This is a genomic window from Pseudomonas sp. Pseusp11, assembly GCF_047304405.1.
Lineage (GTDB): Bacteria > Pseudomonadota > Gammaproteobacteria > Pseudomonadales > Pseudomonadaceae > Aquipseudomonas.
In genome coordinates, this window is sequence record NZ_JBGLZF010000034.1 from 1 (window position 1) to 14,595 (window position 14,595).

Consider the following 14,595-nt stretch of genomic DNA (forward strand, 5'->3'; position numbering starts at 1 on the left):
AGCGCAAACACCCCGCCCTGCCCCGTCATCGGGAACACCAGCCCGGTCACCAATGGCCCGAGCAGCGAACCCACGCGGCCGATGGCCGAAGCGAACCCCGAGCCCGTGGCCCGTGCCGATGTCGGGTACAACTCCGGGGTGTAGGTGTAGAGCACTGCCCACATGCCGAACAGGAAGAACTGCATCAGCAGCCCCGATGTGATCAACAGGCTGACGTTGCCGCCGAACACCGCGCTCTGGCCATAAAGAAACGCCATCACCCCGCCGCCGAGCATGGTCACGACGCACACCGGCTTACGCCCCCAACGCTCCACCAGCCAGGCGGCCATGAGGAAACCGGGAATCCCGCCGAGGGAAATCAGCACCGTGTAATACACCGACTGGGTTACGGCGAAACCCGACTGTTGCAACAGCGCACTGAGCCAGGATGTCAGGCCATAGAAACCCAGCAAGGCGAAGAACCACACGCTCCAGATCATCATCGTGCGCTGGCGATACTGTGCCGACCAGATTTCCCGCAGCGCGGAGAAGAAATTGCCCGGTTGACTCGCCACCCGTGGCAGGCGAATCGGCTCAGGCAGATCCGAACGGCCCAATGAAGCCCGAACCCGTTCTTCGATGCGGCGCAAAACCGTGTCCGCCACATCATGATGCCCGGCCTGTTCCAACCAGCGCGGCGACTCGGGAATGAAAAAACGGATTGCCAGGACGAACACCGCCGGCACCGCCAACACCAGAAAGATGTCGCGCCAGCCAATCACCGGCAACAGGAAGTACGACAGCACCCCGGCCGCGACGAAACCTAGCGGCCAAAAACCGTCCATCAATGCGATGTAACGCCCACGACGCTTGGCCGGAATCAGCTCCGACAGCATCGACTGCGCAATTGGAAACTCCATGCCCATGCCGATTCCCAAGAGGATTCGGAACAGCGTCAGCATTTCGACATTCTGCGCCGTGGAACACAGATAGCTGGCGATGCCCCACAACACAATGCTCCACTGGAACACCGGTTTGCGCCCGAAGCGGTCGGCCAGCATGCCGGACAGCGAGGCACCCACCACCATGCCGAAGAAACTCGAACTGGCCAGCAACCCGGCCTGCGCCGTGCTCAGGCCGAACTCGGTTTTGATCGAGCCGAGCAGGAAGGTCATCATCGCCAGGTCCATGGAGTCGAAGAAAAACGCCAAGGCAATGATGATGAAAATGATGCGGTGATAACCACTGATGGGCAGCCGTTCCAGTCGTTCCGCCGCGCTGAAGCTTCGTGTTTCCATGCCACATTCCCCCAATCCGAAAGTCCCCGGATCGAGTGTGCGCGATAGTGACTGGGGGTTATTGCTGGATACGACCTGCCCACAGCTCTGAACGACGCCTGAAGCCCAGAATCCCGGACATCGCCCCCCAATGGCTCTAAAGCGCCATTTCCAGCTCGGTTTCCTTGGCGAAACGATGGATTTCACGTTGCCCCGTGGCCGTGATCTGCAAGGCTCGCGAATCGCTGGGCAGGCTCAACCAGCCGGACTGCATGAACAGTTGCAACAAGGCCGCTCCCAAGGAACCCCCCATGTGCGGGCGTCTTTCGCTCCAGTCCGGGCACGCGCAGGCGACTCTGCCGTTGCGATGGGCCAGCGCCTGGATGAACACACCGCGTGCTGCCAATTGCGTGGAACCCTTGTGAGTGATCATGACACGCTGATCGAGCTGCTCGATCCAGCCGGCATCCAGCAGACGCTGGTAAAGATCGGCGGCCAGGGTACCGCCCAGATGGTCGTCACAAAGCCTGGCCCGTAGCAGTGACGAAGGCGCCGACTGAGGTTTGGCGATAGGGCTCGTGCGCTTGAACACCTCTGGAATATCCCGAGGCGCGCTGGCCAGGGTAGCGCTGGCCAAGGCTTCTATCGCGGCGCCGACTTCGGGCGCGGCAAGCCGGAAAAACCGTTTGCGCCCACGGGTTTCGACTTTCAACAGACCGCCGGTGGACAAGCGCCCCAGATGCGCACTGGCCGAAGACGGCGACAGGCCCGCCAGCAACGCCAGCTCCTCAGTGTGCCGTGCCGTGCCGTCCATCAAGGCCCACATCATTGCGCTGCGCTTTGGGTCAGCCAGCAACGTGGCAATCTGGCTGATGCAAGGTGCAAGTTCCATGTATTCACTCCCTGTTGAATCGTTTCGTCTACTGCTCAGAGTCATCATGACCAGTAATGTGTCTTCGGCCAAGACGCGTAAACCGCCATAAGCCGGGCAAAGCCACCCACTCACCCAGGCCATTGCTTCGCGGGTGCAGCGAAGGTCCGGTGATGACCGTAGGGTCTGACCGACTCGAACGTGGACTCGCCATTGCGAGATCGACGGCGCGTACATGAGGCGGGCGCTAGTATAAGCGGGTTAACCGCCGGTTCCTGCCCTCGGGAATCCATTGGTGGTGATAGTTCCTGACAGAAATTTCGCTATTTGCCTGCGACTAATGATCGACACCCGATATCGTCGGAAATTGACTGCTTATCCGAGCGCATCGGCTGGCAAGCATTTCCCGCAAAAGGTTCACCGGCTTACTCAATTGTGCGCGATGGGCGCACAGTAAATTCAGCGGTGCGCGCTCACAGAGCAACTCAGGCATCAGCACTTTCAAGCGGCCGGCGAGCACATCGGTGGCGACATCGAGCCAGGACTTATACGCAATCCCCGCTCCCGCCACGGCCCACAGCCGCACCACATCGGCATCGTCACTGAAGCGATCGCCGCTGACGGTCAGGCTCACCTCGCGTTTGCCATCGTGAAAACTCCAGTGATCGTGGACCCGGCTACCGAGCATAAACAGCAGGCAATTGTGCTGAGCCAGTTGCTCCAGCTGCCGTGGTTCGCCATGTCGGGCCAGATAACTCGGCGCAGCACACAGCACGCGGCGGTTCTGCGGCGCGATGGGCAACGCCACCAAGCTCGAGTCCTCCGGCTCGCCGTAACGCAGGGCGATGTCCACCGGTTGGCGGAACAGGTCGGCGATGCGGTCGCCCAGCAGCAACCGCACGGTGAGTTTCGGATGCTCGCGCTGAAACTCGTCGAGCCATGGCAACAGCAGGTTGCGCCCGAAATCCGAAGGCGCCGACAGCTGCAAAATCCCACTGACCTGATCCTGCCCACTGGCCAGCAAACGGCGGCCCTCATCGAGATTGCTCAAGGCAGCCCGGGCGTACTCCAGAAAGCCCTCGCCTTCGGCCGTCAGGCGCAGGCTACGGGTAGAACGGGTGAGCAAGCGTGCGCCAAGTTGTTGTTCGATGCGCTTCAACGCCGCGCTGGCCACCGCCGCCGACATATCCATCACCCGTGCCGCCGCCGACAGACTGCCCAGGTCCGCCGCCCGAACGAACAACTGCAAGTCATCGAAACGCAACATCTTCAGCCCCGATTATCAAAAAAATGTTGAAAGAGACTGCTCTTTTAGCGGGTTTTATCTTGCAGAGAAATAACCAATCATCTGTGCCATCGAAATCATCTCTCTCCCAGGACCCCACTATGAAAGCCATTGCCTACTACGCCTCCCTGCCGATCAGCGACGAAAAATCCCTGCAAGATATCGAACTGCCAGAACCGGTCGCCGGCCCGCGCGACCTGTTGGTGGAGGTCAAAGCCATTTCGGTCAACCCGGTGGACACCAAGATTCGCCAGAACGTACAGCCTGAAGGTGGCGCGGCCAAAGTGCTGGGCTGGGACGTGGCGGGTGTGGTCAAGGCTGTTGGCAGCGAAGTGACCTTGTTCAAGGCCGGCGACAAGGTGTTCTACGCCGGCTCCATCGTCCGTGCCGGCGGCAACAGCGAGCTTCATGTGGTGGATGAGCGCATCGTCGGCCATATGCCGAAGACCCTTGGTTTCGCCGAAGCCGCCGCCCTGCCGCTGACTGCCATCACCGCGTGGGAACTGTTGTTCGAACGCCTGCAAATACGCGAAGGCAAAACCGATGAGGGTCAGAGCCTGCTGATCGTCGGTGCCGCCGGGGGCGTTGGTTCAATCCTCACGCAATTGGCCAGCCAGCTCACCGGGTTGAAAGTCATCGGCACCGCGTCCCGTGCCCAAACCCAGAGTTGGGTACGTGACCTGGGTGCCGATCAGGTGATCGATCACACTCAGCCGCTGAGTGAAGCACTCAAACGTGCCGGGTTCGAGCATGTGACCCACGTTGCCAGCCTGACCCAGACTGACCAACACCTGGATCAATTGGTGGAGGCATTGGCGCCGCAAGGCAAACTGGCGCTGATCGATGATCCGAAGGCGCTGGACGTGACCAAGCTCAAACGCAAGAGCCTGTCACTGCACTGGGAGTTCATGTACACCCGCTCGCTGTTCGAGACCGCCGACATGATCGAGCAGCACAAACTGCTCAACCGCGTCGCCGGGCTGATCGATGCCGGCACACTGAAAACCACGGTCGGCGAGCACTTCGGAACCATCAACGCCGCCAACCTGCGTCGCGCCCATGAACTGCTGGAAAGCGGCAAGTCCAAGGGCAAGATTGTGCTTGAAGGGTTCTGACCCGTAGGAGCTGCCGAAGGCTGCGATCTTTTGATCTTGTGTTTAAAAAGCAAAATCAAAAGATCGCAGGCTGCGCCAGCTCCTACAGGGTGCGACCGAAAGCCGGGATGTACGTGCCTGTGGGCGCTGCGATCTTTTGCCGTCAGTCAGAGAGTTGATCGTTGTCACAATTGCGATCGTATTCAGGTCTACAATCGAAAACTCTGCGAACAATCTTTTACGTGATGTCTTTTGCGAGACGTCTTTCACAAGAGGAACTCAGCAATGAAGATCCTGATAAAAGAATTGGCAACATCCCGCTGGCAGGTTCGCCTGGATCAACACGCTGTGACGTTCCGCAGTGAAGCCGAAGCCCTGGCCTTCACTAAAACGCTTGAAGCGCGCTTGCTCGCGCCCCATCAAATTCCCGGCCGTCAGCAGCGCACTGCTGGCTGAGTCCGTCCTCAGGCCTGGGCTTGTTCCAACGCCCGGGCATTCTGCAAACGCCGGGTGAGCATCGCCACGCTCACCACCACTATTGCGCACAGGCTGATGACCATGGCCATCGGCATGGCACTGCCATCGTGCAAAACACCCACCAGCGCCGCGGCCCCGGCGGCGACGCTGAATTGCAGGCAACCGAGCATCGCCGAGGCACTGCCCGCCCGCGCGCCCTGCCCGTTCATCGCGCAGGCCGAGGCGTTGGGCACAATACAACCCAGGCTGGCGATGCAGACAAAAAGCGGAATCAACAACGGCCATAAGTCCGCAGTGTGCAACGCGCTGACGGCCAGCAGGGCCAGACCGCCCGCCAGGTAGAGCCAAACGGTACGCGCCAGCAAAAAGGCCGGACCGCGCTTTGCCAGCAACCGGGCATTGACCTGGGCTACCAGAATGAACCCCGCCGCGTTAATCCCGAACAGCCAGCCGAAATGCTCGGCCGGCACGCCATAGAGTTTGATGAAGACGAACGGCGAGCCCGCGATGTAGGCAAACATCCCGGCAATGGCGACACCACCGGTCAGGGCATGACCGAGGAATATCGGGTCCGCCAGCAACCGACCGTACTGGCGCAGCGCGCCTGACAACGGTTGGCGCGGCACATGGGCCGGCAGACTTTCCGGCAGCCCGAGGGCCACGGCCAACCCGGCCAATGCACTGAAACCGGTCAGCACGAGAAAGATCGACTGCCAACCCGACGTATTGACCAACAACCCACCCAGCATCGGCGCAAGAATCGGCGCCAGGCCCATCACCAGCATCAACTGCGAAAAGACCTTCGCCGAACCCACCGCATCGCATTTATCGCTGACAACAGCCCGGGCGATCACCATGCCCGCGCAACCGCCCAGCGCCTGGACGAAGCGTGCACCGATCAGCCACTCCAGACTCGGTGCATAGGCACAGGCCAATGAGGCCAAGGTGAACAGGCCTACGCCGGTCAGTAGGGGAATGCGTCGCCCAAAGCGATCCGCCACCGGGCCGTACGCCAGTTGGCCAATGGAAAGCCCGAGGAAATAGGCCGCCAGGGTCAGTTGCACGTGTTTTTCGTCGGTGCCGAAAGCGAGCGCCATGGCCGGGAAGGCCGGCAGGTAGAAATCGATCGCCAGCGGACCGAAAGCGCTCAAGGCGCCGAGAATCAGAATTGTGCGCAGGTTCATCAGGCGTCCAGGTTGGGCAGACAGGTTAGCCATGGATCGGCAGGCTGACAGTCTAGCCGGACGTGGACGCCTTGAACATTCCGTTAGGTCGCTAACTATTAAAAATAGCTTTATTAAAAATAGCTCAGACCAGTTTTACCCCGTAACCCTCTTCAGTGATGGCGGCGATCACCTGATCGGCTGTCAGAGCACTTTCTACGCCGACTTCTTTTGCCGCCAGATCGATACGCACGCTGGCTGCCGGATCCTTGGCTTGCAGCGCCTCAGTAATGGCCTTGACGCAGTGACCGCAGGACATACCTTCAACGTTGAACACTTGCATGGGACATCTCCTTTAATGAAGCCCTTATATGAGGGTTGCGCGCAGTCTCGAGCTTGCCACCATGGCAAGGTCAAGTTCTGAAACAAGCTGCCGGGCTGGCAATCGGCGTCGCGCTCGGCCAAGCTGCGCCCATCAATGACTCGACATCAGGAGATTCAGCCATGCGCTGGTCAGCTCTCAGCCTGTTTGGCTTCCTCAGCCTCTTTGCCGCGACACCTTCGGTTCAAGCCGCCGGGGAGGACTACGGCGTGCTGATCATTTCCCGCGAGCGCCTGGAAGTATCGACTTCCTGCGAGATCGGCGTGTACATCCAGGATCAGTTGGCCGGGCGGCTGTTCCAGGAACAGAGCACCTCGTTCAACCTGCCGCCGGGCAATGTGTCCCTGCGCCTCAAACTGCTGCCGGGCCAGGCGCCGGGCTGCAACCCGGGCATGCTCGCACCGGGCTCGCAGGACATCAAACTCAAGGCTGGGGATGTGTTGAAGTTCCGGATTGCGATGACGCAGGAAGGGATGTACCTCAAGCCTGCGGCTTTGGAATACTGAGTCGGCTGCGATCTTTTGATCTGAGACATGGCACTTGACCTTGCCAGCATGGCAAGGTTGATCCTGTAGGTAATTTCTACAGGGAGCGTGACCGATGTCCGAATCCACCACTTTCGATCTGCCGATTGCCGGCATGACCTGCGCCAGTTGCGCCGGGCGTGTCGAGCGTGCCTTGAGCAAAGTCATCGGCGCCACGGCCGTCAGCGTCAACCTGGCCACCGAACAGGCTCGGGTGCAAGCGCCCAGTGACAGCCTGCCGGCCTTGATGGACGCCGTGCAGCGGGCTGGTTACAGCGTGCCGCAGCAGACCCTCGAATTGAGCATCGACGGCATGACCTGTGCGTCTTGCGTGGGCCGCGTCGAACGGGCACTGACCAAGGTGCCGGGGGTGAAAAGTGTCAGCGTCAACCTGGCCAACGAACGGGCGCACCTCGAACTGCTGGGCCAGGTCGATCCGCAAACCTTGATCGGCGCCGTGACCAGGGCCGGTTATTCCGCCCGCGTCTGGGAAGTCGAACACCCGCAAACCGACAATCAGCAACAACGCCTGAACCGTGAACGCTGGGCCTTGCTGGCGGCCATCGCCCTCGCCTTGCCGCTGGTGCTGCCGATGCTGCTGCAACCTTTCGGTGTGCACTGGATGCTCCCGGCGTGGGTGCAGTTCGCGCTGGCAACGCCGGTGCAATTCGTCTTCGGCGCCCGCTTCTATGTCGCTGCGTGGAAAGCCGTGCGCGCCGGTGCCGGCAACATGGATTTGCTGGTGGCTCTGGGCACCAGCGCCGGCTACGGCTTGAGCGTTTACGAGTGGGCCACCGCTGCCGGTCGCATGCCGCACCTGTATTTCGAAGCCTCGGCGGTGGTGATTGCCTTGGTGTTGCTGGGCAAATACCTGGAAAGCCGCGCCAAGCGCCAGACCGCCAGCGCCATCCGCGCCCTCGAAGCCTTGCGTCCGGAGCGAGCCATTCAAGTGATCGACGGCCGCGAGCAGGAGGTTGCGATCAGTGCCTTGCGCCTCAACGATCTGGTCATGGTCAAACCCGGCGAGCGCTTCCCGGTGGATGGCGAAGTGGTGGAAGGCCAGAGCCACGCCGATGAAGCGTTGATCAGCGGCGAAAGCCTGCCGGTGCCTAAACAACCGGGCGACAAGGTCACCGGCGGTGCGATCAATGGCGAAGGTCGGTTGCTGGTGCGGACTTTGGCGCTCGGCGCAGAAACCGTGCTGGCGCGGATCATCCGCCTGGTCGAAGACGCGCAGGCGGCGAAAGCGCCGATCCAGAAACTGGTGGATAAAGTCAGCCAGGTGTTCGTGCCCGTGGTGCTGCTGATTGCGCTGGCAACCCTGGTTGGTTGGTGGCTGTACGGTGCGCCGCTGGAAACCGCATTGATCAACGCCGTCGCGGTGTTGGTAATCGCCTGTCCCTGTGCGCTCGGGTTGGCCACACCGACAGCAATCATGGCAGGCACCGGCGTGGCGGCGCACCATGGGATTCTGATCAAGGATGCCGAAGCCCTGGAGCGCGCCCACGAAGTCAGCGCCGTGGTGTTCGACAAGACCGGCACACTGACCTCGGGCACTCCGCGCATCGCGCATTTGAGTGCCATCGAGGGTGACGAAGCGGCCTTGCTGCAAATGGCCGGTGCGCTGCAACGCGGCAGTGAGCACCCGCTGGCCAAGGCGGTGCTGGATGCCTGCGCCGAGCGCGGCTTGACCGTGGCCGATGTCAGCGACAGTCAATCGCTGACCGGGCGCGGCATTGCCGGCAGCCTCGATGGTCGGCGATTGGCCCTGGGCAATCGGCGTTTGCTGGAAGAAAGTGGCTTGAATGCCGGGCCATTGACCGACTCCGCAAGCGCCTGGGAAACCGAAGGCCGGACCCTGTCCTGGTTGATCGAGCAAAGCCCCGAACCTCGGGTGCTGGGCCTGTTCGCCTTCGGTGACACGCTCAAGCCCGGCGCCCTGCAAGCGGTGCAACGCCTAAGCGCCCGCAATATCAGCAGCCACCTGCTGACCGGCGATAACCGCGGCAGTGCCAAAGTCGTCGCCCAAGCGCTGGGCATCAAGGATGTTCACGCCGAAGTACTGCCAGCGGACAAAGCCGCCACCGTCGCCGCGCTGAAAAAAACCGGCGTGGTGGCGATGGTCGGCGACGGCATCAACGACGCCCCGGCCCTGGCTGCTGCTGACATCGGCATCGCCATGGGCGGCGGCACGGATGTCGCCATGCACGCTGCCGGGATCACCCTGATGCGCGGTGACCCACGGCTGGTTCCGGCGGCGCTGGAGATCAGCCGCAAGACCTACGCGAAAATTCGCCAGAACCTGTTCTGGGCCTTCGTCTATAACCTGATCGGCCTGCCACTGGCGGCATTCGGCTTCCTCAACCCGGTGCTGGCCGGCGCGGCCATGGCGCTGTCGAGCGTCAGCGTGGTCAGCAATGCGTTACTGTTGAAAACCTGGAAACCCAAAGACCCGGAGGACGATCGATGAACATTGGCCAAGCGGCCCGCCAGAGCGGTCTGAGCGCGAAGATGATCCGTTATTACGAATCCATCGGCCTGCTCAAGGCGGCCCATCGCACCGACAGTGGCTACCGGGTCTATGGCGACGACGACCTGCACACCCTGGCGTTCATCAAGCGCTCTCGGGACTTGGGTTTTTCACTGGAAGAGGTCGGCAAACTGCTGACCCTCTGGCAGGATCGCCAACGCGCCAGTGCCGATGTAAAGGCCTTGGCCCGTCAGCACATCGACGAGCTGAACCAGAAGATCCGCGAACTTGGTCAGTTGCGCGACACCCTGCAAGACCTCGTAGAACACTGCCACGGCGACCACCGCCCGGACTGCCCGATTCTCAAGGAGCTGGCCTCGGGTTGCTGCGTCGAACCCGCTCATTCTTGAGCGCCAACCCCTTCACCACCAGCAACAGGGTGAGGGGAATGCCGTGGAACAACAGCACCACCGCGCCGGGTGTCCACCAGGAATAGAACGGCGCGGCGATCAACATGCCGACGCCGAACCCGGTCATTTGCAGCAGCGTCAGAAAACTGAAAATCGGCAGGCGCAGGCTGTCCGGTTCACGTTGCAGGCGCGACATCAGGCCAACCTCCGAGAACCCGTCGCCTATCCCGGCGGGCAACGAAAACAGCAGCAAACCGTACAGGGTCTGCTGCTGAAACGTCAGGATGAAGCCGCAGGACATCAGCAACACGCCAAAGAAAAATCGCCGCTCAAGGTGCGCGTTGTCCGTGCCTTTCAGGCGACTGGCGATTCGCGCACCGATGAACTTGCCGCAGGCCCATACCGCCAGCATCAGGCCCAGGGTGGTGCTGGCCGACTCGGGTGTGAGCAGTTTTGAAATAATGGGAAGACCGACGTTATGCGCGGCGCTGCCCAAGGTGTCGGCCATGGCGACGACCAACATCGCCGCCAGTACCGGCGCCGTGCGCAAACCCTGGCGCAAGGCCTGCCATTCGCCCTGTTTGTGAAGAGGTTCATCACAGCTGGGAGCCGGTCCGCAAAACCGCAGTGGCACAATCAGCAGCGCCGCCAGCAGGTACGTGACCACGTTCAGCGCAAATACTGTTTCAAAGCCAAAACCCGCCACCAACAACCCAGCCACCAGACTCCCGCTGACCATCGCCGCAGACGACGCTGAGGTTATCCAGGCGTTGGTCTTGAGTAATTGCGCTTCTTCGATCAGGTGCGGCAATTGGCTGTTGAGGCCGATGGCGAACATCGAATTACCAAACCCCAGGCCAAACGCGATCAGCGGTAATAGCAACGCTTGTTGGCTGACCGGCAGCACCAACAGCAGACCCAGCAAACCGGCACGCAGCAGATCGAAGGCAATCAGCGGCAGCCGCCCGGCCCAGCGGCGATAGAACCGGGTACCGATCAGGCTGGCCAGGATCCCCCCGGCGACACGGCTGGCGAGGAAGATGCCGACGCTCATGGCGCTATTGCTGAGCAGGTAGACGTAGGTAGCCAGGGCGACCATGTTGAGGAAAGCGCCGAAGTCCGAAATCAGCCGGGCGGCGACGATCAGTTGGGCATTGCGGGTGGATGGGGTGTTCACAATCAATCCTTGAATGTGCGAAGTGTTCCTAGCCCCCTACAAGGGGATCAGGGGGATCACAAAAAACCCGGCCAAAGCCGGGTTTTGGGTCAACCGATCACTGCATCCACGGCGGAGGCGGCTCTTCGGTTTTGCTCGGTGGCGCATCGTCCGCCGCCCGAACCGCTTGGCGACGCTCTTCATCGAGACGGGCCGCCTCGATCTCGCGCATGATCCCGCCGACGTCCGCCAGCTCTTCCGGCTCGTCGAACTCGCCGGTCAACACGCTGGCCGGGTGCAAGGTGCCGGCTTCGTACAATGCCCACATTTCCTTGGCGTACTTGGTGCGTTTCAACTCCGGTGCAAAACGACCGAAGTACGACGCCATGTTGCCCACGTCCCGCTCCAGCATGCTGAACGCGTGGTTGTTGCCCGCCGCATCCACTGCTTGCGGCAGGTCGATGATGACCGGGCCGGTCGGCGTCAGCAGCACGTTGAACTCGGACAGGTCACCGTGCACCAGACCGGTACACAGCATCAGCACGATCTGCGATATCAGGTAAGCGTGATATTCGCGTGCCTGATCCGGCTCCAGCACCACATCGTTCAGACGCGGCGCGGCATCGCCGTACTCATCGGCCACCAGCTCCATCAGCAGCACGCCTTCGAGGAAGTCATACGGCTTGGGCACCCGCACCCCGGCACTGGCCAGGCGGAACAGCGCCGCCACTTCGGCGTTCTGCCAGGCGTCTTCGGTTTCCTTGCGGCCAAACTTGGAGCCCTTGGCCATTGCGCGAGCCTGCCGGCTGTTGCGCACCTTGCGGCCTTCCTGATACTCGGCCGCCTGACGAAAACTGCGTTTGTTCGCCTCCTTGTAGACCTTGGCACAACGCAGCTCGTTGCCGCAGCGCACCACATAAACAGCTGCTTCTTTACCACTCATGAGTGGGCGCAGCACCTCGTCGACCAGACCGTCCTCGATCAGGGGTTCAATGCGTTTTGGAGTCTTCATCAGCTTTTATTGTGGGTCCTTTATTACCAAACACGCGAAAGTCATTCGTTATACGGCAATCCTCTCATTCGGGGGAGGGGTTGCCGACCTATGAACGTTCCCATGAACATCAAGATGCACACAATGTGCCGGATTAATCGGGCAAAACTCATCGACTACCCCGGATCATAGCTGAGCGAGAACCACTTGTTGACGACGGAGTGCCAAGGTATTTGCGACAGAATCTAACCTCGATCGCTGGCGTTCGCAGGATTTTTCTCAAAAGACCTCAATTTCCCCGCGCTTCAGCCGAAGTCATTAGAGAGAAAAGGAATTGTCTGACAATCGCCTCAACAACAATCAAGAAGGCGCGCTCAAGGATCGGGGCATATCAAACGTTTTCGGCTGCCAATAATCCGCGAGTCATCAGTACTGCGTGGGCCTACAAGAAAAACTGGAGCGCGGATGAACATCAAACAGAAGTTGACCTGGGCGTTTGCAATCATCGCCTGCTTGCCCGTGGTGCTGGTCGCCACCCTCGTCGTGCTGAACTTGCGCAGTGATGCCAAGGACAATTTTGTCGACGGCAGTGGCCGCGAGATTCGTCAGGTCAGCAATGCCATGCAGCTGTTCTTTGATGGCATCAGCCAGAACGTTGACTACCTGGCGACCCAACCGCTGATCAAGAACTCCGACGACAGCCTCAAGACCTACATGAGTGCCAACGCCGAGAGCATTCCCCAAGGCGAAATGGACAAGAAGGTCTTCGCCCTCCTCCAGGACCTTGGCAACAGCCACCCGGCCTACGCCTACGCGATTCTCGGGACGGCGGCGGGCGGTTACGTGTCCTGGCCGGACGATGCGAAGCTGAGCAATTACGACCCGCGCCAGCGCCCGTGGTACAAGGCGGCCCAGGCCAAGCCGGGCAAGCCGCTTCGCACCGAGGCCTATTACTGGGCCCAGGATGACGCGACCTACGTCAGCACCGTGCGCACCATCGATAACAAACTGGGCAGCAATGGCGGCGTGGTCAGCATCGACGTGACGCTCAAGCAGCTCACTGAAATCGTCAAACAGATCAAACTCGGCGAAACCGGCTACCTGATGCTGGTGGAAAACACCGGCACCATACTGGTCGATCCCAAGCAGCCGGAACACAATTTCAAAGCACTGAGCAGCCTCGGCGACGGTTACGCGCAACTCGGCAAGGCCGGCAAAGGGCTGGTAGAGGTTGAGCTCAATGGCGAGCGCTACATGGCCAACGTCTGGCCGTCGGAGCAACTGGGCTGGACCTTTATCGGCCTGATCAAGCAGACCGACGTGATGAGCTCGGCCACTCAACTGACCTGGCTGATCGCGATCATCGCGGCGGTACTGGCGGTGTTCTTCGCCATCGTCGGCGCCAGTTTCGCCAGCCTGATCGTGCGGCCGATCCGCAGCGTGGCCAGCGGTCTGGAAGGCATCGCCCAGGGCGAAGGCGACCTGACCAAGAACCTGCACATCCGTGGCAGCGATGAAACCGCGCAACTGGCCAACTGGTTCAACCAGTTTCTGGCGGCGATCCGCAACCTGATTCAAAGCATCGGCGGCGCCGCGACCAAGATCCTCGCCACCTCCAAGAGTTCGACCCAAGTGTCCAGCGACATGGCCGAAGCCGCCGGGCGTCAGCGTGAAGCGGTGGACATGGTGTCCACGGCGTTCCACGAAATGGTCGCCACCGCCAACGAAGTCGCGCGCTCTTGCAGCCAGGCCGCCGAGTCGGCCGACAGCGGTCAGCGCCAGGCCCGTGAAGGCCAGCAGCAGATCGATGCCGCGGTGAGCAGTGTCGATCGCTTGAGCCAGGAAATCGAACAGTCGGCACAATCGATGCAACAGCTTGAGCGCGACAGCAACGACATTCAGTCGATCCTCGGGACCATCCGTTCCATCGCCGAACAGACCAACTTGTTGGCCCTGAACGCGGCCATCGAAGCAGCCCGGGCCGGTGAACAGGGTCGTGGCTTTGCGGTGGTGGCGGATGAAGTTCGCGCCCTGGCCAAACGCACTGCCGATTCCACGGCGGAAATCGACGGCCTGCTGGGCAACCTGGCCAAGCGCACCAGTCAGGTAACACAGCAGATGCATGCGAGCCTGGAGGTGTCTCAGCAATCGGTGACCCGCATCGGTGAAGCGCGCAGCAGCTTCGGGCAGATCCGTGAGTCGGTGGATGTGATTCGTGACATGAATACTCAAATCGCCACGGCGGCTGAGGAACAGCATCAGGTGGCCGAGGACATCAATCGGCATATCAGCCAGATTCATGGCGATGCGCAGTTGGTGGCGGAATTGGCAAACTCGGCGCGCCTGGATTCTCAGAGCCTGGCAGGGTTGTCGAATGAGCTGGATGGGTTGGTTCGCCGGTTTAGAACCTGAGGATCAAAGGACAAGATCAAAAGATAAGATCAAAAGATCGCAGCCTTCGGCAGCTCCTACAGGGTGTACGCCGATCCCTTGTAGGAGCTGCCGCAGGCTGCGAT

General features: G+C 60.9%; 13 protein-coding genes and 1 pseudogene. 7 read left to right on the forward strand and 7 right to left on the reverse strand.

Annotated elements, in window-relative coordinates:
• From ACCC96_RS23005 to ACCC96_RS23015, 3 genes are all read right to left on the reverse strand, one after another.
• Nucleotides 1–1,277: MFS transporter (locus ACCC96_RS23005; protein ID WP_413696987.1), on the reverse strand; the 1,277-nt coding region annotated here is incomplete at its 3' end.
• Nucleotides 1,278–1,413: 136 nt separating this feature from the next.
• Nucleotides 1,414–2,148 (reverse strand): ArsR/SmtB family transcription factor, encoded by a 735-nt coding sequence (locus ACCC96_RS23010; protein ID WP_258672288.1) that lies wholly within the window; start codon nucleotides 2,146–2,148, stop codon nucleotides 1,414–1,416.
• A 316-nt stretch (nucleotides 2,149–2,464) separates the two neighbouring features.
• Nucleotides 2,465–3,394, reverse strand: a complete 930-nt coding sequence (locus ACCC96_RS23015; RefSeq protein ID WP_019582304.1) for a LysR family transcriptional regulator — start codon at nucleotides 3,392–3,394, stop codon at nucleotides 2,465–2,467.
• Between the two features lie 119 nt (nucleotides 3,395–3,513).
• Between ACCC96_RS23015 and ACCC96_RS23020 the strand changes: the two genes are divergently transcribed.
• Nucleotides 3,514–4,527, forward strand: a complete 1,014-nt coding sequence (locus tag ACCC96_RS23020; protein WP_413696988.1) for a zinc-binding alcohol dehydrogenase family protein — start codon at nucleotides 3,514–3,516, stop codon at nucleotides 4,525–4,527.
• A gap of 264 nt (nucleotides 4,528–4,791) precedes the next feature.
• Nucleotides 4,792–4,962: a hypothetical protein gene (locus ACCC96_RS23025; protein ID WP_018928382.1), complete on the forward strand. Its 171-nt coding sequence runs from the start codon at nucleotides 4,792–4,794 to the stop codon at nucleotides 4,960–4,962.
• An 8-nt stretch (nucleotides 4,963–4,970) separates the two neighbouring features.
• On the opposite strand, the gene ACCC96_RS23030 is transcribed toward ACCC96_RS23025, so the two are convergent.
• Together ACCC96_RS23030 and ACCC96_RS23035 are read right to left on the reverse strand one after the other, a co-directional pair.
• Nucleotides 4,971–6,167 carry a multidrug effflux MFS transporter gene (locus tag ACCC96_RS23030; RefSeq protein WP_413696989.1) on the reverse strand — a complete coding sequence of 399 codons (1,197 nt, stop codon included), beginning with the start codon at nucleotides 6,165–6,167 and terminating at the stop codon, nucleotides 4,971–4,973.
• 124 nt (nucleotides 6,168–6,291) lie between these two features.
• Entirely contained in the window at nucleotides 6,292–6,489 is a 198-nt protein-coding gene (locus ACCC96_RS23035) for a heavy-metal-associated domain-containing protein (RefSeq protein WP_096481214.1), read from the reverse strand.
• A gap of 161 nt (nucleotides 6,490–6,650) precedes the next feature.
• Between ACCC96_RS23035 and ACCC96_RS23040 the strand changes: the two genes are divergently transcribed.
• The 3 genes from ACCC96_RS23040 to cueR all read left to right on the forward strand — a co-directional run bounded on the left by ACCC96_RS23040 (nucleotide 6,651) and on the right by cueR (nucleotide 9,932).
• Nucleotides 6,651–7,034, forward strand: a complete 384-nt coding sequence (locus tag ACCC96_RS23040; RefSeq protein WP_018928385.1) for a hypothetical protein — start codon at nucleotides 6,651–6,653, stop codon at nucleotides 7,032–7,034.
• A 94-nt stretch (nucleotides 7,035–7,128) separates the two neighbouring features.
• The gene (locus tag ACCC96_RS23045; protein ID WP_413696990.1) at nucleotides 7,129–9,522 is read left to right on the forward strand and encodes a heavy metal translocating P-type ATPase; all 2,394 of its coding nucleotides are present in this window, start codon (nucleotides 7,129–7,131) and stop codon (nucleotides 9,520–9,522) included.
• Nucleotides 9,519–9,932, forward strand: coding sequence for a Cu(I)-responsive transcriptional regulator (gene cueR / locus ACCC96_RS23050; protein ID WP_007940146.1), 414 nt, complete (start codon nucleotides 9,519–9,521; stop codon nucleotides 9,930–9,932). Before ACCC96_RS23045 ends, cueR begins: the two co-directional genes overlap by 4 nt.
• Here the strand turns inward: cueR and ACCC96_RS23055 are convergent.
• Both ACCC96_RS23055 and ACCC96_RS23060 read right to left on the reverse strand, forming a co-directional pair.
• Nucleotides 9,886–11,109 carry an MFS transporter gene (locus ACCC96_RS23055; RefSeq protein WP_413696991.1) on the reverse strand — a complete coding sequence of 408 codons (1,224 nt, stop codon included), beginning with the start codon at nucleotides 11,107–11,109 and terminating at the stop codon, nucleotides 9,886–9,888. The two genes, cueR and ACCC96_RS23055, sit on opposite strands and share 47 nt — an antisense overlap.
• Nucleotides 11,110–11,206: 97 nt before the next feature.
• Nucleotides 11,207–12,100, reverse strand: coding sequence for a PA4780 family RIO1-like protein kinase (locus ACCC96_RS23060; RefSeq protein WP_019651901.1), 894 nt, complete (start codon nucleotides 12,098–12,100; stop codon nucleotides 11,207–11,209).
• Nucleotides 12,101–12,544: 444 nt separating this feature from the next.
• Between ACCC96_RS23060 and ACCC96_RS23065 the strand changes: the two are divergent.
• Nucleotides 12,545–13,633, forward strand: a pseudogene (locus ACCC96_RS23065) (cache domain-containing protein); the annotation flags it as partial.
• A gap of 129 nt (nucleotides 13,634–13,762) precedes the next feature.
• Entirely contained in the window at nucleotides 13,763–14,491 is a 729-nt protein-coding gene (locus ACCC96_RS23070; RefSeq protein ID WP_370694720.1) for a methyl-accepting chemotaxis protein, read from the forward strand.
• Nucleotides 14,492–14,595: the final 104 nt, after the last annotated feature.

What these genes read in the sequence shown, in the direction of transcription:
- ACCC96_RS23010 (WP_258672288.1), bottom strand. Translation starts at nt 2,148, where the DNA reads ATGGAACTTGCACCTTGCATCAGCCAGATTGCCACGTTGCTGGCTGAC.
- ACCC96_RS23015 (WP_019582304.1), bottom strand. Translation starts at nt 3,394, where the DNA reads ATGTTGCGTTTCGATGACTTGCAGTTGTTCGTTCGGGCGGCGGACCTG.
- ACCC96_RS23020 (WP_413696988.1), top strand. Translation starts at nt 3,514, where the DNA reads ATGAAAGCCATTGCCTACTACGCCTCCCTGCCGATCAGCGACGAAAAA.
- ACCC96_RS23025 (WP_018928382.1), top strand. Translation starts at nt 4,792, where the DNA reads ATGAAGATCCTGATAAAAGAATTGGCAACATCCCGCTGGCAGGTTCGC.
- ACCC96_RS23030 (WP_413696989.1), bottom strand. Translation starts at nt 6,167, where the DNA reads ATGAACCTGCGCACAATTCTGATTCTCGGCGCCTTGAGCGCTTTCGGT.
- ACCC96_RS23035 (WP_096481214.1), bottom strand. Translation starts at nt 6,489, where the DNA reads ATGCAAGTGTTCAACGTTGAAGGTATGTCCTGCGGTCACTGCGTCAAG.
- ACCC96_RS23040 (WP_018928385.1), top strand. Translation starts at nt 6,651, where the DNA reads ATGCGCTGGTCAGCTCTCAGCCTGTTTGGCTTCCTCAGCCTCTTTGCC.
- ACCC96_RS23045 (WP_413696990.1), top strand. Translation starts at nt 7,129, where the DNA reads ATGTCCGAATCCACCACTTTCGATCTGCCGATTGCCGGCATGACCTGC.
- cueR (WP_007940146.1), top strand. Translation starts at nt 9,519, where the DNA reads ATGAACATTGGCCAAGCGGCCCGCCAGAGCGGTCTGAGCGCGAAGATG.
- ACCC96_RS23060 (WP_019651901.1), bottom strand. Translation starts at nt 12,100, where the DNA reads ATGAAGACTCCAAAACGCATTGAACCCCTGATCGAGGACGGTCTGGTC.
- ACCC96_RS23070 (WP_370694720.1), top strand. Translation starts at nt 13,763, where the DNA reads ATGGTGTCCACGGCGTTCCACGAAATGGTCGCCACCGCCAACGAAGTC.